Genomic DNA, 23604 nt, shown 5'->3' on the forward strand with positions numbered 1-23604 from the left:
CTTTAGTTCTCCTCCTTCATAATGCGAACCATGCTACCGTTTTGGAGGGTTAGCTGCCCTTTCGTCACAATCGTGTCTCCCTTTGCGACTGCTCCTGTTATGGCAGTAACATCTGTTTGTATTTCGACAGTGGTTACGGTTGTTTTGACCGCTTTATTTTGCTTTATAATATAGATAAATGTTTCCTCGTCTTCTTCTATCAATGCTTCTGTAGGGATGAGAAGCGCGTCTTCTACTACTTTTTCTGGGAGCTTGAGACTAGCAACCATACCAGGCTTTATTTGTTCCGATTCGTTTTCGATTTCAAGCTCAACAGGAAAAAGTCCTGTATCATTTGCAACATCCGAAACATATGTGATATCTGCTCGGAACGTTTTGTCCATCAAATCAAAGTTCGCTGGGACTTCCTCCGTTTCGTCAAAAAGGGCACGACTATCTGGGGTAACAGTTGCGTTTAAAAGGATTGTATCCAGTGTAACAATGGTCGCCATTGGCTCTGTATTGGACACCATTCCACCTGTTTGCGCTTGCAGCATTGTGACTTGACCGCTTGATGGCGCTTTTACGGTGATCGTTCTTCCATTTGTAGTACGGACTTCTGCAATCGGATCGCCTTCATCGACTTGATCCCCTTTTGCTACTTCTAGGGATGTGACCTCTCCTGCTGCTTGCGACATAACTGGAGTAGTCGTTTTCGGTAATGTTTGTGCGTAAATATCTTTTTCAACTTTTAAATCACCTTGTTGGATTGTCGTTACCTCAACAGGTGTTTTTGTATTTTGTTCTGTTTGATCGGCTTGTTCGTTGTCCTGTTGCTGCACGCATGCTGTTAACAGCAGTACGAATAGGATTAGTGCTATTGCTTTTCTCATTGCTCTGGCTCCTCTCGCGCTGGCCTTTCATTTAGTGATTGTTTTCGTATGTATCCTTTCTTCGTCTGACCGTTCTCACCACTTTTCGCCTCAGTACGGATACCATTCTGATGCGGAAAAGGTCACTGTCAATCCTGGGATTACTATACATGATTTCGTTTGGCACTTCAATTTTTTACTATGTAATGTGAGCTAGATGCTGGGCACTGGAGCTGGGTATCGCCTACTCCGCATTTTAGCATAACAGCGTCTCAAATTAAAAAAGAGGGGGATCGGTTCTAAAAGTAACCCCCCTCTTGTTTTTAAGGTTGTAGCTTAAGTATTCTTTCTTTACGTTCGTCTATTTGGTCGATTACTGCGGAATTGTAAAAATGATTGTTTTGTACGGTCAAAAATGGACAAGTGCCAAAGTCAGGTAACACAATCCCTTTTAAAGATTGCGCGACTAGTTGACCTGTCAAGTTATACTGACGTTGAAACGATTTCGCTGGAATGTCCACAATAAGGAGGCTTCCTTCATCAAAAGTCACTAATGTCTGAAAATCGTTATGCATTTGGTAATTACTGATTCTATAATACGACAACCATACACAGTTTCTATTCGTTGTTGCTGCTGTTGGAAACATAAATACTCCATGCTGCGGGATGATTGATACTGGTATTTTTTTATCTGTTTTCAGAATATGTTGTGCATACTTTCTTCTACCTTCAAAGTCTGCGCCATACAGGATACATGTACGATTTAAAATGGTAACGGGTGCATCTAATGATTTCATTTCTTGGTAGTATTGTTCAAGGATGAGGGATCGACAATCTTGGTGGTCTCTTGTAATGATGGCTAATGTATTTCTCGACAATATGTAATCGTTTTTTACTGTTCGCTTCGGCATGGCGTGCCTCCTATCGTGTATGTTGGTTTTACACCTCTTTTCTTATTTTACTACAAAAACTTTCCTTTTTTCACTTTATTTTTACAAATTAATGCATTTTGTTACAATTTTGATAACTAGTAGTCAAAAGTTTCGTCTTTCTGGGAGGGGAGTTTGGTTAGACAATATGTGTTAAAAAGAAGAGCCCGCAAAAGGACTCTTCCATTTGTTATTGAGATAACGACGATTACTTAGATTACTTTTCGTCACCTTTATTCATCATCTTTATTCTTATCTTCGTCTATAGCGCCATCTTCATCATTTTCTAACAGGTCTCCATCATCTTCGCCTTCTGTTCCAGCATCTCCTTCATCGCCAGTTCCGCCGTTTGTCCCGTTTTCACCATTTGTGCCATCTTCATCATTCATACCGTTATCGCCATTTGTACCATTTTCACCATTTGTTCCGTTTTCGTCAGTGGCACCGCCATCTTCACCTGTATCACCATTGTTGCCACCTTCATCTTCAAGAGGTGCTTCTTCATCTAGTGGCTCTTCCTCTTGATCAATTGGTGTATCATCTTCTTCTGGTGGTGGGTCTTCAGCATTCCCACATGCGGTTAGTAAAGATAGTGCAAGTGCTGGAGCACCTAATTTGATTAACCAATGTTTATTCATTGTGCGTATCCTCCTTCATTTGCTTGATTCGGTTTTATCTTTCCCACTTTTCAATTAATGTTTCGATTTTTTACAAGTAGTAATGAGTTTCATGCTTTGGTTGATTTTTCTTTGATTCGCTTTTTCCGTTTTATCGTAGCATGACCCAGTACACAAAAAAAACAATCAAAAGAACCGCATTTGTAAACGGTTTTCCTTAGATTGCTTCATAAAAGTGAAACTATACGTGTGATGTCGATTTCGTTTTCGGATGGAATCTATACATTTGATGTAAGATTTCGATCCGAATTGAATCGATACTTGTGATGTAAGACTTCGTTCCGAATTGAATCGATACTTGTGATGTAAGATGTTGCTCCGAAAAAGAGACCGAGGCACTTATTTGATCGCGAAGGTGATTTCCGCTTCAGCTGCAAGTTCTCCATCCACGGTTGCGATTGCTTTTCCTTTGCCGATTGGTCCTTTTAACCGAATGATTTCAACCTCTAGTTTAAGTTGATCTCCTGGCTTCACCTGGCGCTTAAATCGACATTTATCAATTCCAGCAAGAAAACCAATTTTCCCTTTATTTTCTTCCTTATGTAACACAGCTACTGCTCCTGTTTGTGCTAATGCTTCCACAATCAAGACACCTGGCATGACTGGATAATCAGGAAAATGCCCTTGGAAAAATGGCTCATTTATCGTTACATTCTTTTTGGCGACGACACGCTTACCTTCTTCTATTTCGATTATTTCATCAATTAGCAAAAACGGATAACGATGTGGAATAGTTCCTTTGATTTGTTGAATGTCCATTGGATGTTTCACTCCTCTTTCTGTTTTTTTGAGTAAAATTAAATTCCCTACAGAATGTGCAGACTTCATTTGTTTTCCAGTCAGACGCCTTTATTAATGAGATTTAGGATGTGTTCCCATATGCTGCGATCTAGAATATCAGTAGGATTTCCATCACCAATAACACCAAAGCCTAACATCAAACCAGCTATGAGCGCGAGTCCACATAAAAGGAGAACGACAATGATTCTTAACCAAATTGGAAAAATACGCCGCTTTGGCTTTTTATTTTGTTTTTTTTCTTCTTTTTGTTTTATCCGTTGTTCCTTACGCTTTGCCTTTTCTGGGTTCTTCTCAGCTTGTTGACGCTTTTTTTGTTCGGATCGTTCCTGTTTTTGTCGCTTTTTTTGTTCACTGCGCTTGGCTGATTGTTTTTTTTCCGTTCCTACTGTTTGCTCTGATTGTGTTGCCATAGTATGATGACTCCTTACTAAAAAATTCTCATCTACAGGTTCAGTGTTATTATAGGTTGAGTGAATTCGTTTCATGCCACCCTACATCTTACCTTAATTGGTTAACAAGTCCCATCATTTGGTCTGCCATCGAGATGGATCTTCCATTCATTTGATAAGCTCGCTGTGTTTCTAATAAGTCTGTCATTTGCTTAGCAGTGTCTACGTTGGACGATTCAAGCGCACCACTCTTTACACGTATGTTTTCCAAATCGGTTGTCTCCACTATTTCGTCCGCATTGTAATTAAGACCGACTAAATTGGGAAGTTTAAACATATTTTCACCTGTTGCTTCGAGTAAACGTGGACGAACTGCTTCTGCAACTGCAAGCTGTCCTTCTATTTGCTGATCGCCATTTCTTGTTATTGCAATCTGGCCATTTTCCGTAATATTGATTGCCTCAAATCCATCCGCAAAAACAAGTGGCCCATTTATTCCTACAACTGGATTACCATTTTTCGTTGTAAGCATGACTTGTCCATCATTAAGAGGATTTAAATAAAATGCACCATCTCGGGTGTAGCGTGTCTCGGTATTGCCATTTTCCGTGACGTTTATTGCAAAAAAGTTATTTTTATCTAAAAGGGCTACATCTAGATTACGACCTGTATCCTTGATTGCACCTTGACTTAAATTCATGTTTGTTTGAGCTAAAGCAGCACCTGACCCAATCCGTATACCATCTGGGGTGAGACGACCTTCCGCATTCTGAGGGTCTGATAGGTTATCGATTTGTTGAAATAATAAGGAAGCGAAATCTGCTTGGCGATTTTTATAGCCAGCTGTATCTACGTTCGCCATATTATTTGCGATTACATCCATTTTTTTTTGAAGCTGTCCCATTGTTACAGCTGCTTGTATTGTCATTTGCCCCATACACAAACCCTCCTTAGCGTAGTCTCGCTATTTGGTTTACTGTTTTTTCCATGCTTTGGTCATATGCTTTTAATACACGCTGACTTGCTTCAAAGGAACGGTATGCTTCCATCATATCGGTCATCGTTTTTGCGGGATCTACGTTTGATTGTTCAAGAAATCCTTGTTTTACCTGAAAAGAAATATTGGGATTGTTCCTCGCATTTTGCATCGCTTCGCCGTCATTTGCTAGTTGGTACAAGCCGTTTCCCTCTTTTACTAGATCGTTTGCATTCGGGCTGTAGCTAATCCCAAGTGGCATTGCTTGATTAGCAGTTTGAACGGTCCCCTCATCTGTTACATCGAATTCAAGACCGTCCGTTGAAATGCGCGCGCCTGCTTGATCCAACACATAATAGCCTTGATTGGTCACAAGATAACCTTGTCCATCAACAGTAAAATTCCCGTTCCGTGTGTAGCGTATGTCACCCGTTTCATTCTGCACTGTATAAAAAACACTACCAGAAGGATCTGGCATCGTACCATTGACTAGAGCCATATCCGTTCCTATCCCAGTATCTTTCAAGCTGCCCTGTTGAAAATCTGGGACTGCTTCTTGCATGTAAACACCTGTATTTAATGAGCCAATCGGTGTTTGAATTGGGAGCTTGAGTTGTCTTGCTGTTGGTGCGGTTTCTGTTCCTATTTTCTGGATTAGCAATTCAGGAAAAGCGCGCAAAATGCCTTGATCCTGTTTATACCCTGGCGTTGTTGCATTTGCAATATTGTTGGATAACACTTCTTGCCTGCGTTGTTGCGCGATCATTCCAGATGCTGCCGTATAATAACCTCTAAGCAAACGTTCTCCCCCCTTTCTCATAACACCAATCATGTTAGATTCGCATTTTACAACAAATTTCGCACTTTGGATAAAAAAAGACGCTTATAGTGTGTGTTCAAACAGTCGACATTTTAGAAGGCCGACTAATATCGGCACGTCCTGTGTCAAACGTCGGATCAGCCCATCGTGGACAAGCAGATGCGCCGCTTATCATTTGGTGACTTTTTGAACATCCTCTTATACAATTTTTCTTTTTTCTATTTTATCAATATTCTCAAGCATAATCCCTGTTCCTTTTGCGACACAATTCATTGGTTCATCTGCCAAAATCACAGGAACTTTTAATTCATCTGAAAGCAACTGATCTAAACCGTGCAAGAGCGCACCGCCACCTGTCAGGATTACACCACGGTCAATGATGTCTGCTGAGAGCTCTGGAGGCGTGTGTTCCAGTACTGTTTTTGCTGCCTGGGTAATAAGGTAGACAGATTCACGTAGCGCTTCTTCTATTTCATCAGACTTTACTGTGATCGTACGAGGCAAGCCTGTTACCATATCTCTACCGCGAATGTCGATGGATTCATCTCTCGCTCCAGGAAATACGGTTGCTATGTTTACTTTAATATCCTCTGCGGTTCGCTCCCCGATTAATAGCTTGTACTTTCTTTTAATATAATTCAAAATTTCCGCATCAAATTTGTCACCAGCCATTTTAATCGATTGTGCTGTGACGATGTCTCCCATTGACAAAACGGCAACATCCGTTGTTCCGCCGCCAATATCAACTACCATGTTTCCGCTTGGCTGAAAAATATCCATACCCGCTCCGATCGCGGCAACTTTTGGTTCTTCTTCAAGATATATGCGCTTTCCGCCCGACTTTTCTGCTGCCTCTTTAATTGCTTTCTGCTCGACTTTTGTGATGTTCGTCGGACAGCAAATAAGCATACGTGGTTTCGACAAAAATCCACGCACATTAATTTTATTTATAAAATATTTAAGCATTGCTTCTGTTACATCAAAATCCGCTATTACCCCGTCTTTCAATGGGCGGATAGCTTCGATGTTTCCTGGTGTACGTCCTACCATGCGTCGTGCTTCATTCCCTACTTCGAGTACTCTTCCCGTATTGCGATCCATGGCAACCACAGACGGTTCATTCAATACGATTCCTTTTCCTTTTACATGAATTAATACATTGGCCGTTCCAAGGTCGATTCCGATATCTCTAGAAAACATGAACTTGATCCTCCCTGCCTATTCAAACTAACAGCTCCTAACAGCTCTACATACGTTTTGACAAAATTGCTGTATTTGGTTGACGGCGTTTTCGCCTTAACTAAAACACTAGCGGTGCATCCGTCCAATAACATAATACTACTAATAACATATTTTATCACAAAAATTCGACATTAGTTAGTAATTATTTGAAAAATTGTTTCCATATTTGAGACGGTTTGAAAAATCACCAAAAATAAGGGCAAATTAGTCTTTCTTTGATGCATGATCTGGCTTTGACACCGGACGTATGAGACGTTAACCAGGATTCGCTGGTTTACGACTGATTTGTCGAATTTATTCCTTTTAAAGTAGGAGAATCTTGTAGAAAAACGAAGGCTACCGCCAACATTACGACAGGGCGATAAGCCACGTTTTCTAAGATAGGCATTTGGAGAATCGATGAGGGTTAACTTACTGGTTTGATTGGGGATTCAATGTCGGAATCTAAGTCTATGGCTATTTCTACTTCCCCTTTTGAATTAAGCTTGTATTTCAATTTCGTTGCTTCGCCGCCCCGTAAATGACGTATTGCTTTGTGATGGTCTAAAATTTCCTTCACTTCATTCGCAAGTTCGGGGTTAATTTCTGGCAGTCGTTCGGTTAAATCTTTGTGGACCGTACTTTTTGAAACACCAAATTCTTTCGCGATGACCCGGACAGTTTTCCTCGTCTCCACGATATGCTTCCCGATCCTGATTGTTCTCTCTTTGATGTAATCGTGCACATCACTCGCCTCCCTGAGTTGGTTATCCAAGGTACGAAATGAGACAAGGTGATGAACGCTGTGGTGTTTGCATATTTATGTAAGCAGGGAATGAAAGGGCAGCATCTGTTAGTACGCTTCTTGGTAGTCTTAGCCCCACACACTTTCTCACCTCAGACCTTACTTGAATGCTCGGTTTATAACATTTTATTACCTGGGCATGGTGAATATGAATAAAAATATCTAAAATGTTGATGGGACAAGGGGTGTAGAAAGAAAATTATCCAAAAAAAAGATCCTTTTGCCGGGGGAAGTGGCAAACGGACCGAACGGGGTGTTATTGGCTTTATTCTATGTGTTTAAGTGTGTGTTCAACCTCTTTAACCAATATCTCCATAGCCAGGATCAACCTGACTACTAGGTGTTTCTTCTGCCGCTAGCTGTGTGTGATTTTCTGGGGATGTAAAAACAAAAGAAATGGTAAGTGCGACTGTACCTATAAGTAACAGCAATTTTTTCTTCATGCTTGCTTACCTCCTTCAATCATTTTTTTATTGACAAGAGATACACGCAAAATGTGCAACCCTTTGCAAACGAATTAGTGATCATTTGGATCCCAACTAGCAAAATTGTTGAATCGCATTTAATGGTAATTTTGAAAAAAAGTAATCACTTCTTTTTTCTATGAAATCTTTGTGTGCTTCTAACAGAATGTCTTTGTCTTGGTGTGCTAGTCCGAGGTAATATTTACGGAATGGCGAATTAATCGAAACGTTATCTAGTATTTTACTTGCACCTACGAAGTTTTGTTTTGCAATTTCAATATGGGCTTGTTCGCTCGGATCGTCTGAGGCTATTCCATCTACCATACCAAAATGCGCAGATATGAATGGAAGATTCTGTTGATAAATCATCGATAATAATCGTTTTTGATTACATTGTTTTGCAATTTTAACTGCCTCGTTTAAATGGTTCATTGCTTGTGTATAACTATCAAATGTATAGGTTAATGCTAGATTAATATGTGTATTTAATTGAAAATCAAGGTTGTACGTTCGGCTTAAAATCCGAAATGCATGCTTTCTAGCAATGATGATCTCATTTCTTTTCCAATAATAGATGAACAGTACTTGTTGTAAACGCACATAAAGGAGGGCTGACATAAATGGGTTATCTACCTCTGAAACGGATTCATTAAGCTCCTCCAAATAATTCCCAAGCATATCGAACTCAAACATATCATAGTAACAATAAATTCTTAAAAATCCTACTAAACATTTCAGCTCAGGAGATTCCGTCTCTACTTTCTCAACAAGGTGGATGAGCTGTCTTGGACTTCTCAATCGCCTTTTCCTTTCCAGTAGCAGTTCGTACACATATGCCCATCTATTGTTAGCCATGTTCATTGAATGGAAATTCTTTTGTATTAGGATTCTGAGATCGTCGTCATACCCATTCATGTATAAAAATTCCATACCTTCTTTTTGTACCATTGACGATTCTGATTCTAATGTGAATTTTCTAGTCAGCTGCATTACCAATTCATCACGGTAGTGAAGGCTCATTTGTTTGATAAACTGATTTAATGTTATTTCTCTTGAGTCTATGAAATCAGTGAGTATGTCTTGGTACGCAATGTCATATGGATCATATGCTACGTTGTTCTTCGCCATTTATTTCACCCCCTTTTGTCGAATTGTTTTTACATATTCCGTCATCCAACGTCAATTTTACTTAATTATGACATAAAATAACAAAAAATCAACAACTTTCAACATACAATCGTTCGACAATTACCGAAATTTTTCGACAATAATGCTCTGGATCATCTTTATAAACATGGGAAGGGCTTTTATCGGCTTTATCACGGACGGTTCGGGGCGCTTTTGTGTCAGAAGTGGCCTTGATTGGCTTTATCATGGACGGTTTGGGGCGCTTTTGTGTCAGAAGTGGCCTTGATTGGCTTTATCATGGACGTTTTGGGGCGCTTTCTTACGAGAAGTGGCCTTGATTGGCTTTATCATGGACGTTTTGGGGCGCTTTTGTGTCAGAAGTGGCCTTGATTGGCTCTATCATGGACGTTTTGGGGCGCTTTCTTACGAGAAGTGGCCTTGATCGGCTTTATCATGGACGGTTTGGGGCGCTTTTGTGTCAGAAGTGGCCTTGATTGGCTTTATCATGGACGTTTTGGGGCGCTTTCTTACGAGAAGTGGCCTTGATTGGCTTTATCATGGACGGTTTGGGGCGCTTTCTTACGAGAAGTGGCCTTGATTGGCTTTATCATGGACGGTTTGGGGCGCTTTCTTACGAGAAGTGGCCTTGATCGGCTTTATCATGGACGGTTTGGGGCGCTTTCTTACGAGAAGTGGCCTTGATCGGCTTTATCATGGACGTTTTGGGGCGCTTTCTTACGAGAAGTGGCCTTGATTGGCTTTATCATGGACGTTTTGGGGCGCTTTCTTACGAGAAGTGGCCTTGATTGGCTTTATCATGGACGTTTTGGGGCGCTTTCTTACGAGAAGTGGCCTTGATCGGCTTTATCATGGACGTTTTGGGGCGCTTTCTTACGAGAAGTGGCCTTGATCGGCTTTATCACAAAAAAATAGCTCTTAGGATTGCTCCTAAGGGCTATTTTTCGCTGTACTCTGGTGTGGGCTATTTATGCATTTGCCATGGCAGCTGACGATTCTGTACGATCGTCCGTGCTATTTCCGCCATTTGAACCAGAGTCATCACTAGAACCTGTGTCATCTGTATCATCTGTTTCGTCTGATTGACCTGGTGAAGGCAAGTCTCCTGATGGGCCTTCTTCTACATTTTCATCCGAATCACTGCCATCATCTTGACTGCTTGTTGATTCTGCATTCTCATCTTTTACCGCATCCAGCGCACTTACTGACTGATTGAAATAATCTTCTGGGTTTACGGCTGTATCCCCTTTGCGAATTTCAAAGTGAACGTGGACATCGCTTGCTTGGCCATAAAGGTTTTGACCAGCAGTACCGATCACGTCACCTTGTTCCACTTTAGCACCTTCTTCAACTAAAACATCACCTAAGCTTGCATAGTAGGTTGACACGTCATTGTTATGGGAGATTTTAATAATGTTTCCGAGTAATGGATCTTCTTTTACTTCTGAAACTGTTCCACTAAGGGATGCAGTAACATCAAATCCTTTTCCATCCTCAGATGCAATATCAATCCCAGTGCTTTGGTAGTATTTATTGTTGTATAAAACAAGTGCTTGTTCCTGATCCTTCGCGTCGCCACCACGGTCATAGAACTTTGTTACAATTTTGGTTTGTGCATCTGCCGCAACTGGCATTTTCACAACCTCTTGTTGTTCTAAAACTGGTTTTGACTCTTTACCCTCAATCGGACTTCTTGTGATCGAGTCACTACCCAATTCCGTTTGAGAATCTTCACTTGCCTCAGGAACCTGATTGCCTAAGTTTTGATACCACAAAACACCCGTCAGCAGTAATGCCGCCAATGTCAAATAAACTGCCGGAAAAAACCACTTCTTACCAAAGATACGTTTCCAACCATTTTTTGAAACGTTCTTATTTTCCTCTCTCATTTCATCATCACCTCAAGAACCATTCTGATCAGAAAGAGGAAAAACTATACATCAAAATTAAATTTTTTCTATTTATTATTCGACAAATCGCAAAAGTTATGTATGAAATAGGGAAAAAAATGATGACTAATCCTGTTTCAGCTGCTTTTAAGAGTATGATCGCTACATACAAATGATTGGCTCATGACGCTTCTGATAAGCTTAAAAGAAGCGTCATGAGCCAATTGCATTCCAGTTCTAATATATGTTGGATGAGGTTGTTAGACAGTTTGTGCTGTAGATGTGTGCGTATCTTAGTTTGCAGCAGCTAATTTAGGTGCTGCTGTTGTCACCTCATCTATCTTTATTCCATTATAATAATATTTCACAATATCTTTGTAGTTTTTTCCTTCCTTTGCCATACCGTTTGCACCATATTGACTCATGCCGACACCATGGCCAAATCCTTGGGTCGTGAAAATAAGATGGTTGTTCTTCTGTTTAATCGTGAAATCACTGGAACGTAGATCTAGTTTCTCCCTAACGTCTCTGCCGCTAAATGTTTTCCCACCAATCGTAATTTGATCCACTCGTTTGCTTTCGGTTCTTTTTATTTCTGCAACTGCTTCTGCAGCTGGATCGATGGAAACTCCAAGCAGTTCTTCCACCTTGGAAATAGGAAGCGTTTTTTGATCTTCAAATTTAGGTGATTGCTTATCCCATGGACTTGCTACACTTCTTAAATATGGGAGCTTATTCGACCAATAGTTCTCAGAGTTCTCCGTATACCCATTACTTGTAGAGAAAAATGCTGGTGTAATTGGTTGACCATCATAGGTTATAATTTTACCAGCCGTTTGAACAACCGCCTTTTTAATTTTGTTCATTTTCCAGCTGTAATCTTCTCCCCATGCCTTTCTTAGATCCGTTTCATTTTTGTAAACTTGGTATTGTACTGTATCTGTAACATCTGCGCCTTCTGGAACGGTATCTTCTGTACCTTGTTGAAGAAATTTGACGATATAGGTTCTGGCGGCTAAGGCTTGTGCTTTCAATGCCTCTAATTCGAAGTCAGCGGGCATTTCTGAAGCCACTACCCTCGTTACATACAGTTCAAGGGGTACTTTCTCCACCTCACTCGTTTGTGTCCGGAATACGCTAACTGAAAAAGGAGAACTACTAGCATCTAGAACAACGGGCTCTTCCCCTCCTTCGTTTACCGAGGCCTTTAGCTCGCCATTTGACTGGATGAATGGCACAACGATTAATGTTGGTACTACCAAGATTACTGTAAATAAACTAATCATTAGTAGGATGCTTGAATGCTTCCAATTGAATGAAGTTTTGAATGAAGTTTGCTTTTTCCACTTCTTCTTCATTACTGGCCCCCTTTCTAGCTTTCTACTAGTGCGTGTTCAAAAAGTCGGCAAATTAGAAGCAAGCAGGTCGAGGCGGCGATGCTTCTGAGGACCGCAGTGTAGGCTTTCCCTACATGAGGACCGGAAGAACGAGCCAACGAAGAGATGCGTAGCTTATCATTTGGTGACTTTTTGAACGTCCTCTACTATATAAATCTATACAAAACATAAAAATAATAGAACTAGAAATTGAAGAATTGTCTGATAGAGGCTGTCCATTTTTTGCAAATGTAGTGAAGGATCCGTCAAGAATTGCTACCAAAAGGAAAAGCTGCCCTCCCAGGATTGGGAGGGCAGCTTTATGCGGTTCCTTTATGCAGTTCGTTAGAGGGCATATGATAATAAACAGGTGCAGTTTCAGATTGCATTATGATGCGTTAGATGCTTGGTGTGCATTTCAGTTTGCATTATGATGCATTGAATGCTTGGTGCTCATTTTCGGTTGTTATGCTTTCGTCTTCTTTTATTCGTTCAATGTCGGCACCTAACTTCGCTAATTTTTCTGCTAGGTTTACATAGCCACGATCTAAATGTTTTAATTCTGTTACTCTTGTGTAGCCTTCTGCAGTAAGCCCAGCTAAAATTAAGGCAGCACCTGCACGAAGATCGGTTGCAGCAACTTCAGCTCCTTGCAATTCACATGGTCCTTCCACAATAACACTGCGTCCTTCGATTTTCAGTTTTGCATTCATTCGACGAAATTCTTCTACGTGCATAAACCGATTCTCAAACACTGTTTCAGTAATGACACTAGTGCCATGTGCGTTTAGCATTAATGACATGATCTGTGACTGCATATCTGTTGGAAATCCTGGGTGTGGCAATGTTTTGATATCCGTTGCCTTCAATCGCTTTGGCCCCAATACTCTGAGCCCATCTTCTTCTTCTTGAAATTTTACACCCATTTCTTCCATCTTTGAAATGAGTGAACGTAAGTGCTCTGTAACTGCACCTTGAACATATACATTTCCACCTGTAATCGCCGCAGCAACCATGAACGTTCCTGCTTCTACTCTGTCAGGTATGATCGTGTGTTCTACACCGCGCAGGCGATTGACACCTTCAATTTTTATTGTTTCCGTTCCAGCACCTACAATTTTTGCCCCCATTTTGTTCAAGTAGTTTGCCAGATCCACAATCTCGGGCTCTTTTGCACAGTTTTCAATAATTGTTTTGCCTTCAGCCATTGCAGCAGCCATCATAATGTTTTCCGTTGCACCGACACTTGGAACATCTAAATAAATCTTTGCTCCTTGCAATCGGCCATTCGTATAAACTTCTACAAAACCATTTCCAACATGCACATTTGCGCCCATTGCTTCAAAGCCTTTTAAATGGAGATCAATCGGACGTGAGCCAATTGCACATCCACCTGGTAATGCAACTTTTGCATGCCCATATCTAGCTAACAGTGGTCCAAGTACGAGTACGGAAGCACGCATTTTTCTTACGTATTCAAATGGAGCTTCTGTTAATAAAGTATTTGTTGCATCTACGGTTACGGTATTATTTTCAATGTTTACGTCTGCATTCATATGACGCAATACTTCTCTCATTGTTTCTACATCAGCAAGGGCGGGAACTTCATGAAGCACACTTCTTCCTTCGCTTGCAATTATACTTGCTGCGATGACAGGCAGTACGGCATTCTTGGCACCTTCCACTTTCACTGTGCCATTTAACTGCCTCCCACCACGGACGATGATTTTTTCCAAGGTTCATTCTCCTTCGCGTCCATTTTCACTATATTAATATTCAGAAGTTATGATAGGTGTTCCTATTGTAATGGTTGTTTTACCGCCCAATCCTTCGCGAATCGCAACTTGCACATTCATTTGATTATTTTCATATGGTATGCTGGATTCCCACTTTTGTGTATAGCCAGATTGAACATGAAAGCCATTTTCATCCAACTGATTTAGTGGCTGAACTTGTAATGTATCTTCTATTTTTTCAAAAAAATTAACACTATTAATCTTATCACTAGTTGTACTAGTCACACAAGAGAATTTTAGCATTTTACTAGTAAATAATGTGTTAGAAAGTTTTGCTAGTTTGCTAGAATTGTTCATGATGGTGTCCTCATTCAACACAGTTCCAGTCATTGTGTAGATCACCTCGACATATTCATCGGATGCCTTTGGTTCGAGTATGGTAAACTGTTCGGTAACTTGTTTATTTTTTTGGGGGATGGGTGCCGATAACTTTTCTACCTCAGATGTTTCCTCTGTTTCAAAAGTGGAAACAGAAAAAAATTCTTTGACCTTTGGTTTTAATTGATTCATCCTATCGCGAGTAACAGACTCCTTTACGATAATCTGCCACTTGCTGACCTCTAAATTTTCACGTTGGAGGGCTTTATCCATTTCTTTAATCTCTCTAAATGATGATGTTGTCGCATTCGTCGTATTGACATAAATAATAGAAAGTAACAGGACAATTATTGCAATGAATGTATAGCTTTTCTTCATGGTTTTCTCTCCTCTTTATCCTTTTTCTCATCATTATTGTCAGAGAGATTGAAAAACATACAGATATTCATTCGTCAATGTCCGACAGTGCTGTTTACTGGAATAACAAATACTTCATTATTGACCACTGTGGTAGGGGTGAAATATTACACAAAAAAGATCAACCCTCATTTGATGTTAAGGATTGATCTTTTTAAATGCGTGTTCAAAAAGTCGACAAATCAGAAGGTCGACTAATGTCGCCACGTCCTGTGGCAACGTCGACACTAGCACGTCCTGTGCGTCGCAAGCAGGTCGAGGCGGCGCAGTTTTGAGTATCGCAGCGAAAGGTTGTTGCTTCGAAAGCATTACCTCGCACGAAGAAAAAATGTTCTTCTTTTTCTGAGGATATGCTTTTAATACGTGAGAAACGGAAAAACAAGCCAACGAAGAGATGCGCCGCTTATCATTTGGCGAATTTTTGAACATCCTCTTTAAATTTAAAATAAAAACATGAGTTGGCCTGACCATTGCAAGTAATCTAAGAAAAAATTGCTTACAGTTGTACCGATTGTGATTGTTAGAAATACGATTAAAACTCTTGCCTCAAAAACACGGCCTTTTTTAAACAATGGATCCATGTTGACCGCTTGGAGAACTCGCCAAGTAACACCAATAAAAAATAAGTGCGATATAATGCCAGTAAGTGCTTGTTGACCAATCGTTTCCATCATTGTGACCATATCCTTTCCTTGAACTCGTTTTTGTTCATCCTATCCCGTTCATATGTGTAAAATACGATTGATTCTGACTTCCCTATACAAGATGACATGGACAATAGGAAATGTCAACGAAATGCCATCATGGGTGAATAAGAATTTAAGGATGTGTGGTGTTCTAGACGATATCCTAATCATCTGGCAAACATATTATTTCCTGATGGGGAAATATCCGACACCTCTCACCAACAATCATCATTATTTCCCGGGTAATATCGACAGTAATTCCTAAACAAAGATCTATTGTTATCCCATTTTTTGCGAAAAGTATTTTGGCCGAATAGTAGCCTCTCAGTCCGCGAAACCTACCAAAACCCCCGTTTTTGGCCAAATAGCGGACTCAGAGGCCGTTATTTTGAGTAAAACGCATGGTTTAAGGGGTTTTGCGGACTCACAGGCCGTTATTTGCTCTAAATGGGCTATTTTCGGCTGGCTTTTCGGCAATTAAGGGCCTCTCAGTCCGCGAAATACACCAAAACCACGGTTTTTGGCCAAATTGCGGCCTCTCAGTCCGCTAAAAATTCTATGCGGACTCAGAGGCCCCTATTTTGAGTAAAACGCGTAGTTTACGGGGTTTTGCGGACTCACAGGCCGTTATTTGATCGGAATGGGCTTAACTCGGCTGGCTTTTCGGCAATTAACGGCCTCTCAGTCCGCGAAACCTACCAAAACCCCCGTTTTTGGCCAAATAGCGGCCTCTCAGTCCGCTAAAAATTCTATGCGGACTCAGAGGCCCCTATTTTGAGTAAAACGCGTAGTTTACGGGGTTTTGCGGACTCACAGGCCGTTATTTGATCGGAATGGGCTTAAATCGGCTGGCTTTTCGGCAATTAACGGCCTCTCAGTCCGCGAAACCTACCAAAACCCCCGTTTTTGGCCAAATAGCTGCCTCTCAGTCCGCTAAAAATTCTATGCGGACTCAGAGGCCCTTATTTTGAGTAAAACGTATGGTTTACGGGGTTTTGCGGACTCACAGGCCGTTATTTGATCGGAATGGGCTTAAATCGGCTGGCTTTTCGGCAAGTAACGGCCTCTCAGTCCGCGAAACCTACCAAAACCCCCGTTTTTGGCCAAATAGCGGCCTCTCAGTCCGCTAAAAATTCTATGCGGACTCAGAGGCCCTTATTTTGAGTAAAACGCATGGTTTACGGGGTTTTGCGGACTCAGAGGCCGTTATTTGCTCTAAATGGGCTTAAATCGGCTGGCTTTTTGGCAATTAAGGGCCTCTCAGTCCGCGAAATACACCAAAACCACGGTTTTTGGCCAAATAGCTGCCTCTCTGTCCGCTAAGCCCAAACCAAAAAGGATGCTCCCGATCGTGACGTGGGGGCACCCTTTGAAAAATTAGTATGTTGTTTATCTTTGTCCTGTTACGTCTAAGCGATTCATGGCACGCTTTAGTGCATATTCTGCCCTTTTGAAATCAAGATCATCTTGATTAGCTTGTAGACGGCTTTCTGCTCGTTGCTTTGCTTTTTTTGCTCGTTCCACATCAATGTCTGTAGGTTTTTCTGCTGATTGTGCTAGGATGGTTACCTTATCTGGGCGAACTTCAAGAAATCCACCATTTACTGCGAGATTTTCTGTTGTGTTGTTACCTTTTAAACGCACAGCACTGATCGATAATGGTGCAACGAGGGGGATGTGACCAGGCAAAATCCCGAGTTCTCCATATTCCGCCTTACAACTAACCATTTCAAAACGATCTTCCAATACAGGGCCATCAGGAGTAACAACACTTACAGTTAGTGTTTTCAATGCAACCCCTCCTTGGGCTGGAATGAAGCGGTGTTCTTCATAAAACACCGCTTGGTTATTGCAATTTTTTATGCTTCTAGTGCTTTTGCTTTCTCGACAACTTCTTCAATACGACCGACAAGGCGGAATGCATCCTCTGGAAGATCGTCATATTTACCATCTAAAATTTCTTTGAAGCCTTTTACTGTTTCCTGAACAGGAACGTAGGAACCTTTTTGTCCAGTAAACTGCTCGGCTACGTGGAAGTTTTGAGATAGGAAGAATTGGATACGGCGTGCACGTGCTACTGTTTGTTTATCTTCATCTGACAATTCATCCATACCTAGGATTGCAATAATGTCTTGCAGCTCTTTGTAGCGCTGTAGTGTACGTTGAACTTCACGTGCCACTGCATAATGCTCTTCGCCAACAACTTCTGGGTCAAGTGCGCGAGAAGTAGATGCAAGTGGGTCCACTGCAGGGTAAATACCTTGTTCAGATAATTTACGCTCAAGGTTCGTTGTTGCATCTAAGTGCGCAAATACCGTTGCTGGTGCAGGGTCGGTATAGTCATCGGCAGGGACGTAAATCGCTTGAATCGATGTTACGGAACCTTTGTCTGTTGATGTAATACGCTCTTGAAGCTGACCCATTTCCGTTGCAAGTGTTGGTTGATAACCAACGGCAGATGGCATACGTCCAAGCAATGCAGATACCTCTGAACCTGCTTGGGTGAAACGGAAGATGTTATCGATAAAGAGCAATACATCTTGTCCTTGATCATCACGGAAATATTCCGCCATCGTTAGTCCTGTTAATGCTACACGCATACGTGCACCTGGTGGTTCGTTCATTTGACCGAATACCATTGCTGTTTTGGAAATAACGCCGGAATCTTTCATTTCATAATAAAGGTCGTTCCCTTCACGAGTACGCTCCCCTACTCCTGCGAACACAGAAATACCACCGTGTTCTTGTGCGATATTGTTAATAAGTTCTTGGATTAGTACGGTTTTTCCTACACCCGCACCACCAAATAGTCCGATCTTACCACCCTTAATATATGGTGCTAAAAGATCGACGACTTTAATTCCAGTTTCTAGAATCTGTGTTTCGGTTGCAAGGTTTTCAAAATCTGGTGACTGGCGGTGAATTGGATCACGACGCACATCGCCTTTAATTGGTTCATCTAAGTCAATGTTATCTCCAAGTACGTTAAACACACGCCCAAGTGTGACATCTCCAACTGGCACGGATACAGGCGCACCCGTATCAATGACGGCTGTACCACGCTTTAAGCCATCCGTTGACGACATCGCAATGGTACGAACACTATCATCTCCTAGATGCAACGCAACTTCTAACGTTAGTTCATTGCTTGACTTCGCGTCCGTATTTTCTAACGTGTCATACTGGACTTGTAATGCGTTATAGATTTCAGGAAGCTGGCCGCTTTCGAATTTCACGTCTACGACAGGTCCCATAACTTGTGTAACGCGTCCTTTGCTCATCGATTTCCCTCCTATCTTACTTTAAAAAACGATACTAGTAGTTATTCTAGCGCAGCTACTCCACCAACAATTTCGGTGATTTCTTGCGTAATGGATGCCTGACGTGCGCGGTTATAGGATAAACTAAGATCGTCAATGATATCTTCAGCATTATCTGAAGCGCTTCTCATTGCTGTCATTCGTGCCGCGTGTTCACTGGCTTTTCCATCTAATAGGGCACCATATAATAAGCTTTCTGCATATTGTGGTAGTAATACTTCCAAAATTTCTTCTTGACCTGGTTCATATTCATATGAACTCGTCGTTGACTTTCCACTTGAACCGATGTTTGTTAGTGGTAAAACCTTTTTGCTTTCTACTTGCTGAGAAATAGCACTCACATAGTGGTTGTAAAAGATGTTTAATTCATCTATTTCTTCATCCACGTACATTTGAACTGTTTCTGAAGCTAGCTCTTTGATGTCAGCAAAATCTGGTTGGTCTGCAAGTCCGATAATTTCTTTTGCTATCGTTATATCACGCTTTTTAAAAAAGTCACGTCCGATACGACCAACTGCGATAATTGTATATTCATCTTTTGATTGATGCCGTTTCTGGATGGTTTGATAAACCTCTCTCAGTACATTACTGTTATATGGTCCAGCAAGTCCACGATCAGATGTTACTACAAAATATCCAACCTTTTTCACATCGCGTGCTTTTAACATAGGATGATCTATCTTTTCTCCGCCGTTTGCAATATTTGCAACAACCTCTTGAATTTTATCACTATATGGAACAAAGGATTTCGCATTTTGTTCTGCCTTATTTAACTTTGATGCAGATACCATTTCCATTGCTTTAGTGATTTTCATCGTCTTTTTTGTTGAGGTTATTCTGTTACTAATATCTCGTAAAGATGCCACGTCGTTTCACCGTCCTTTCTTCAAAGGTTTGCGCTTGAAGCTTGTTTATTACTCAGAAACGATAAACGATTTTTTAAATTCCTCAACTGCGCTGTTCATATCTGCCGCCTCAGGAAGGTTTCCTGTTTGACGAATAGATTGAAGTAATTCTGCTCTATTTCCTTCAAGCCATTGATGGAATTCAGATTCAAAACGGGTAATATCTCCAACCGGAATATCGTCTAAATAGCCTTTCGTTAATGCATAAATAATCATCACTTGTTTTTCAACAACGAGTGGTTTATGCAAGCCTTGCTTCAATACTTCTACCGTACGAGCACCACGATTTAGCTTTGCTTGGGTCGCTTTATCCAAGTCAGAGCCGAATTGTGCGAAGGCTTCTAACTCACGATAGGAAGCAAGGTCAAGACGTAGTGTTCCCGCAACCTTTTTCATCGCTTTGATTTGTGCTGAACCACCTACACGGGATACAGACAAACCTGGGTTAATCGCTGGTCGAACACCAGAGAAGAATAAATCAGACTGCAAGAAGATTTGCCCATCTGTAATCGAAATAACGTTTGTTGGGATATAAGCACCAATGTCCCCAGCTTGTGTCTCAACGAAAGGAAGTGCTGTTAGGGATCCTGCACCCTTTGCATCACTCAACTTAGCTGCACGTTCAAGTAAACGAGAGTGTAAGTAGAATACGTCCCCTGGGAATGCTTCACGACCTGGTGGACGACGAAGTAGCAAGGAAAGCTCACGATATGCTGATGCTTGTTTTGATAAGTCATCATAAACGACAAGTACGTGCTTACCATTGTACATGAACTCTTCACCCATAGATACTCCTGCATATGGTGCTAAGAATAGTAATGGCGCGGGCTCGGCAGCACCGGCAGATACAACAATTGTATAATCTAAGGCGCCGTGCTTACGAAATGTTTCCACTGTTCCACGTACGGTAGATTCTTTTTGACCAATTGCCACATAAATACAAATCATATCTTGATCTTGTTGATTCAAAATGGTATCAATGGCTACCGTCGTTTTTCCTGTTTGACGATCCCCAATGATTAACTCACGTTGACCACGGCCAATTGGTACTAAAGCGTCAATTGCTTTAATTCCTGTTTGTAATGGTTCATGTACGGATTTACGATCCATAACTCCTGGTGCTGGTGATTCAATTGGACGGGTTTTTCCTGTTTCGATTGTACCTTTGCCATCAATTGCCTGTCCAAGTGGATTTACTACGCGACCAAGCAATTCCTCCCCTACAGGCACCTGCATAATGCGACCTGTTCGGCGTACTTCATCGCCTTCACGAATTTCTGTATAAGGTCCTAGGATGACAATCCCTACGTTACTTTCTTCTAGGTTTTGTGCCATACCCATAACACCATTTGAAAATTCAACGAGTTCTCCAGCCATGACGTCATCAAGGCCATGAGCACGTGCGATACCGTCACCAACTTCGATAACTGTACCAACATCGTTGACTTCAATGTCAGACTCATAATTTTCAATTTGCTGTTTGATCAGCGCACTGATTTCTTCAGCTTTAATGCTCATGCCATTTCACCCCTATCATCATTTGTTTGCAGATACTAAGTTCCGTTCGATCCGCTCTAATTTTCCGCTTACAGTTCCGTCATATATCGTGTTACCAATTTTAAGTTTCACGCCACCAAGAATGGTTGGATCAACTACATTCGATATTTTCAGCGTTGTTTTGTTTAATTTTTTCGCGAAAACGTCTGCAAGCTCTTTTTTTTCAGTTTCGTTCAATTCACGAACGGAAAATACGGTTGCCTGTGCTATTCCTTTTGCATCATTAACCAACTCAATAAAATGTTCCGTGATCGCTGGAATGACCTCTACACGATGGCGGTCAATTAACAGCTTTAACGTATTGATCACATCTGTCGAAACACCCTGAAACGACTCATCCAGAAGCTGTTTCTTCTTGTCATTGTTAATTCGAGGATGCTGAAGGAATGGTAAAATTTCTTCGTTTTGTTTTATTACATCTCCGATAAGTCGGAGTTCATTTTCCAATTGATCCATTGTAGCTTTTTCTTGGCCTATTTGGAAAAGGGCATCGGCATAGCGTTTCGCGATTATTGTTTCACTCATCGCTTGTCGCCTACCTCTTTAATATATTCGTTGATCAACTTCTCCTGATCGCTTGCATTTAGTTCTTTTTCGATTACTTTACTAGCAATCTGAACGGATAACGATGCCACTTGATCTTGGAGCGCCTGAATTGCTTTTTCTTTTTCTTGTATAATGTCCTGCTGTGCAGTCTCTTTTAAGCGTTCTGCTTCTTTTCGAGCTGATTCGATAATATCCTTTTCCTGCTTCTGTCCTACCTTTTTTGCTTCCTCAATGATAGAGTGGGCTTCTTGGCGGGTACGTTTTAGTTCTTCTGCGGCTTCTTTTGACGCTTTTTCTGCTTCATTACGACTTTTCTCCGCAGTTTCTATTTCACTTGCAATATGGTCTTCACGCTTTTTCATCATGTCCATAAGTGGACCCCAAGCGAATTTACCTAATAGGAATAATAATAAGATGAAGAAGACCAATTGAGCTAGCATGTCACCTACAAGTAAGCCTTCAGCACCAATAACGATCCATCCTGCGTTTGTCACCACAGTGTTCACTCCTTTCTACTATCTTTGTCAAGGCATTGCTTTAAGACGATCGTGTTGTATCACAAAGCAATGGCGAAGACCCCACCTTTACTAGAACTTCGCCATTTTGTTAAGTTGTCCGTATTCATTGCTAGTTGGTGTTACATTACAATAAATGCGACAACGACCGCGATAATCGGTAATGCTTCTACTAATGCAACCCCGATAAACATAGTAGTTTGAAGTGTACCACGTAATTCTGGCTGACGTGCAATACCCTCAACTGTACGACCTACAATCAAACCGTTACCAATCCCCGCACCAAGTGCTCCTAATCCTACCGCAATTGCCGCTGCTATAGCTGCCATAATAAAACTCCTCCTCATAATGTATTATCTTTTCGATAAAATTTTTTCATTGATTTAAGTGTTACATGTAATGCAATGGTGTTGACCTTATTTATTCTTCATTAAGAAAATTGTGGTGAACAAAATTAGTGATCATGTCCCACTTTGTGTGACATATAAACCATTGTTAGCATAGTAAAGATAAATGCTTGAATCACACCAACAAATGTACTAAATCCTTGCCACGCGATCATCGGAATAGCTGTACCTAGGAATCCACCAACACCTGTTGTTGCAAGTCCTGCTAGTAATCCGAGTAAAATTTCTCCCGCATAAATATTACCGAATAGTCGCAGACCTAATGTCAATGTATTTGCAAATTCCTCCACTATTTTCAATGGTAGCAAATATGGTAATGGGCGCAAGTAGTCTTTACCGTACTCTTTCAATCCCTTACGTTTAATCCCGTAATAATGTGTCAATACAATAACGAGAGTGGAGAGTGTTAATGTTATACCTGCATCAGATGTTGGGGACTTCCACCATAGTTCATCTCCGTATACTCCTAGTGTTACTACACCAAGCATGTTGGCAACGAAAATATATGTGATTAGGGTTAAACCTAACGGAAGAAAAGTCTTACCAGTATTCCAATCCATGGTATCCCCGACAATTCCCTTTACAAAGTCAATTACCCATTCCATGAAATTTTGTAATCCTTTGGGGTTCATCTTCAGACTACGTGCAGATAGTAGGCCTAAAATAAACACGATCGTAGATGCAATGAATATCATTAACACATTAGACAAGTTGAAATCAAGCCAAGCTATACCAAGTACGTCTTCCACTATAGGTGCTTCATGATCCAATTTCTTCACCTCTCTTTCCTGTG

24 protein-coding genes are annotated in these 23604 nt (G+C 41.1%); all 24 read right to left on the reverse strand.

Features of this window, described 5'->3' with window-relative positions; translation table 11 throughout:
• Positions 1-2: 2 nt before the first annotated feature.
• The gene (locus NC797_RS10875; protein ID WP_272436809.1) at positions 3-872 is read right to left on the reverse strand and encodes an efflux RND transporter periplasmic adaptor subunit; all 870 of its coding nucleotides are present in this window, start codon (positions 870-872) and stop codon (positions 3-5) included.
• A 302-nt stretch (positions 873-1174) separates the two neighbouring features.
• A complete protein-coding gene (locus tag NC797_RS10880) occupies positions 1175-1762 on the reverse strand; it encodes a competence protein ComK (RefSeq protein ID WP_272436810.1) in 588 nt (195 codons plus the stop codon).
• Positions 1763-2013: 251 nt separating this feature from the next.
• A complete protein-coding gene (locus NC797_RS10885) occupies positions 2014-2418 on the reverse strand; it encodes a hypothetical protein (protein WP_272436811.1) in 405 nt (134 codons plus the stop codon).
• A gap of 378 nt (positions 2419-2796) precedes the next feature.
• Positions 2797-3216, reverse strand: a complete 420-nt coding sequence (gene fabZ / locus NC797_RS10890) for a 3-hydroxyacyl-ACP dehydratase FabZ (protein ID WP_272436812.1) — start codon at positions 3214-3216, stop codon at positions 2797-2799.
• An 80-nt stretch (positions 3217-3296) separates the two neighbouring features.
• Positions 3297-3668, reverse strand: a complete 372-nt coding sequence (locus tag NC797_RS10895) for a DNA-directed RNA polymerase subunit beta (protein WP_272436813.1) — start codon at positions 3666-3668, stop codon at positions 3297-3299.
• Positions 3669-3756: 88 nt separating this feature from the next.
• A complete protein-coding gene (locus NC797_RS10900; protein WP_272436814.1) occupies positions 3757-4584 on the reverse strand; it encodes a flagellar hook-basal body protein in 828 nt (275 codons plus the stop codon).
• A 13-nt stretch (positions 4585-4597) separates the two neighbouring features.
• A complete protein-coding gene (locus NC797_RS10905; RefSeq protein WP_272436815.1) occupies positions 4598-5422 on the reverse strand; it encodes a flagellar hook-basal body protein in 825 nt (274 codons plus the stop codon).
• A gap of 219 nt (positions 5423-5641) precedes the next feature.
• The gene (gene mreB, locus NC797_RS10910) at positions 5642-6643 is read right to left on the reverse strand and encodes a rod shape-determining protein (RefSeq protein WP_272436816.1); all 1002 of its coding nucleotides are present in this window, start codon (positions 6641-6643) and stop codon (positions 5642-5644) included.
• A 448-nt stretch (positions 6644-7091) separates the two neighbouring features.
• Entirely contained in the window at positions 7092-7409 is a 318-nt protein-coding gene (gene spoIIID / locus NC797_RS10915; protein ID WP_272436817.1) for a sporulation transcriptional regulator SpoIIID, read from the reverse strand.
• A gap of 359 nt (positions 7410-7768) precedes the next feature.
• Entirely contained in the window at positions 7769-7912 is a 144-nt protein-coding gene (locus NC797_RS10920) for a hypothetical protein (protein ID WP_272436818.1), read from the reverse strand.
• Between the two features lie 96 nt (positions 7913-8008).
• Positions 8009-9061: an AimR family lysis-lysogeny pheromone receptor gene (locus NC797_RS10925; RefSeq protein ID WP_272436819.1), complete on the reverse strand. Its 1053-nt coding sequence runs from the start codon at positions 9059-9061 to the stop codon at positions 8009-8011.
• Positions 9062-10047: 986 nt separating this feature from the next.
• Positions 10048-10968, reverse strand: coding sequence for a M23 family metallopeptidase (locus NC797_RS10930; protein ID WP_272436820.1), 921 nt, complete (start codon positions 10966-10968; stop codon positions 10048-10050).
• Between the two features lie 293 nt (positions 10969-11261).
• Positions 11262-12254, reverse strand: a complete 993-nt coding sequence (gene spoIID, locus NC797_RS10935) for a stage II sporulation protein D (RefSeq protein WP_272436900.1) — start codon at positions 12252-12254, stop codon at positions 11262-11264.
• Positions 12255-12772: 518 nt separating this feature from the next.
• Complete coding sequence (murA, locus tag NC797_RS10940; protein WP_272436821.1) at positions 12773-14080, reverse strand: UDP-N-acetylglucosamine 1-carboxyvinyltransferase; 1308 nt, start codon at positions 14078-14080, stop codon at positions 12773-12775.
• 33 nt (positions 14081-14113) lie between these two features.
• A complete protein-coding gene (locus NC797_RS10945; protein WP_272436822.1) occupies positions 14114-14836 on the reverse strand; it encodes a YwmB family TATA-box binding protein in 723 nt (240 codons plus the stop codon).
• A gap of 479 nt (positions 14837-15315) precedes the next feature.
• Positions 15316-15546, reverse strand: a complete 231-nt coding sequence (locus NC797_RS10950; protein WP_272436901.1) for a DUF1146 family protein — start codon at positions 15544-15546, stop codon at positions 15316-15318.
• 1404 nt (positions 15547-16950) lie between these two features.
• Positions 16951-17352, reverse strand: coding sequence for a F0F1 ATP synthase subunit epsilon (locus tag NC797_RS10955; RefSeq protein WP_272436823.1), 402 nt, complete (start codon positions 17350-17352; stop codon positions 16951-16953).
• Between the two features lie 68 nt (positions 17353-17420).
• Positions 17421-18842: a F0F1 ATP synthase subunit beta gene (gene atpD / locus NC797_RS10960; RefSeq protein WP_272436824.1), complete on the reverse strand. Its 1422-nt coding sequence runs from the start codon at positions 18840-18842 to the stop codon at positions 17421-17423.
• 41 nt (positions 18843-18883) lie between these two features.
• On the reverse strand, positions 18884-19747 hold the full coding sequence (atpG, locus tag NC797_RS10965) for an ATP synthase F1 subunit gamma (protein ID WP_272436825.1): 864 nt from the start codon (positions 19745-19747) through the stop codon (positions 18884-18886).
• 48 nt (positions 19748-19795) lie between these two features.
• On the reverse strand, positions 19796-21304 hold the full coding sequence (gene atpA, locus NC797_RS10970; RefSeq protein ID WP_272436826.1) for a F0F1 ATP synthase subunit alpha: 1509 nt from the start codon (positions 21302-21304) through the stop codon (positions 19796-19798).
• An 18-nt stretch (positions 21305-21322) separates the two neighbouring features.
• Positions 21323-21868, reverse strand: coding sequence for a F0F1 ATP synthase subunit delta (locus tag NC797_RS10975; RefSeq protein WP_272436827.1), 546 nt, complete (start codon positions 21866-21868; stop codon positions 21323-21325).
• Entirely contained in the window at positions 21865-22329 is a 465-nt protein-coding gene (gene atpF, locus NC797_RS10980; protein WP_272436902.1) for a F0F1 ATP synthase subunit B, read from the reverse strand. Before atpF ends, NC797_RS10975 begins: the two co-directional genes overlap by 4 nt.
• A 197-nt stretch (positions 22330-22526) precedes the next feature.
• Positions 22527-22733: a F0F1 ATP synthase subunit C gene (gene atpE, locus NC797_RS10985; RefSeq protein ID WP_272436828.1), complete on the reverse strand. Its 207-nt coding sequence runs from the start codon at positions 22731-22733 to the stop codon at positions 22527-22529.
• Positions 22734-22858: 125 nt separating this feature from the next.
• Positions 22859-23581, reverse strand: a complete 723-nt coding sequence (gene atpB, locus NC797_RS10990) for a F0F1 ATP synthase subunit A (RefSeq protein WP_272436829.1) — start codon at positions 23579-23581, stop codon at positions 22859-22861.
• Positions 23582-23604 lie beyond the last annotated feature (23 nt).

This window comes from Terrihalobacillus insolitus (genome assembly GCF_028416575.1).
Taxonomy (GTDB): domain Bacteria; phylum Bacillota; class Bacilli; order Bacillales; family Amphibacillaceae; genus Terrihalobacillus; species Terrihalobacillus insolitus.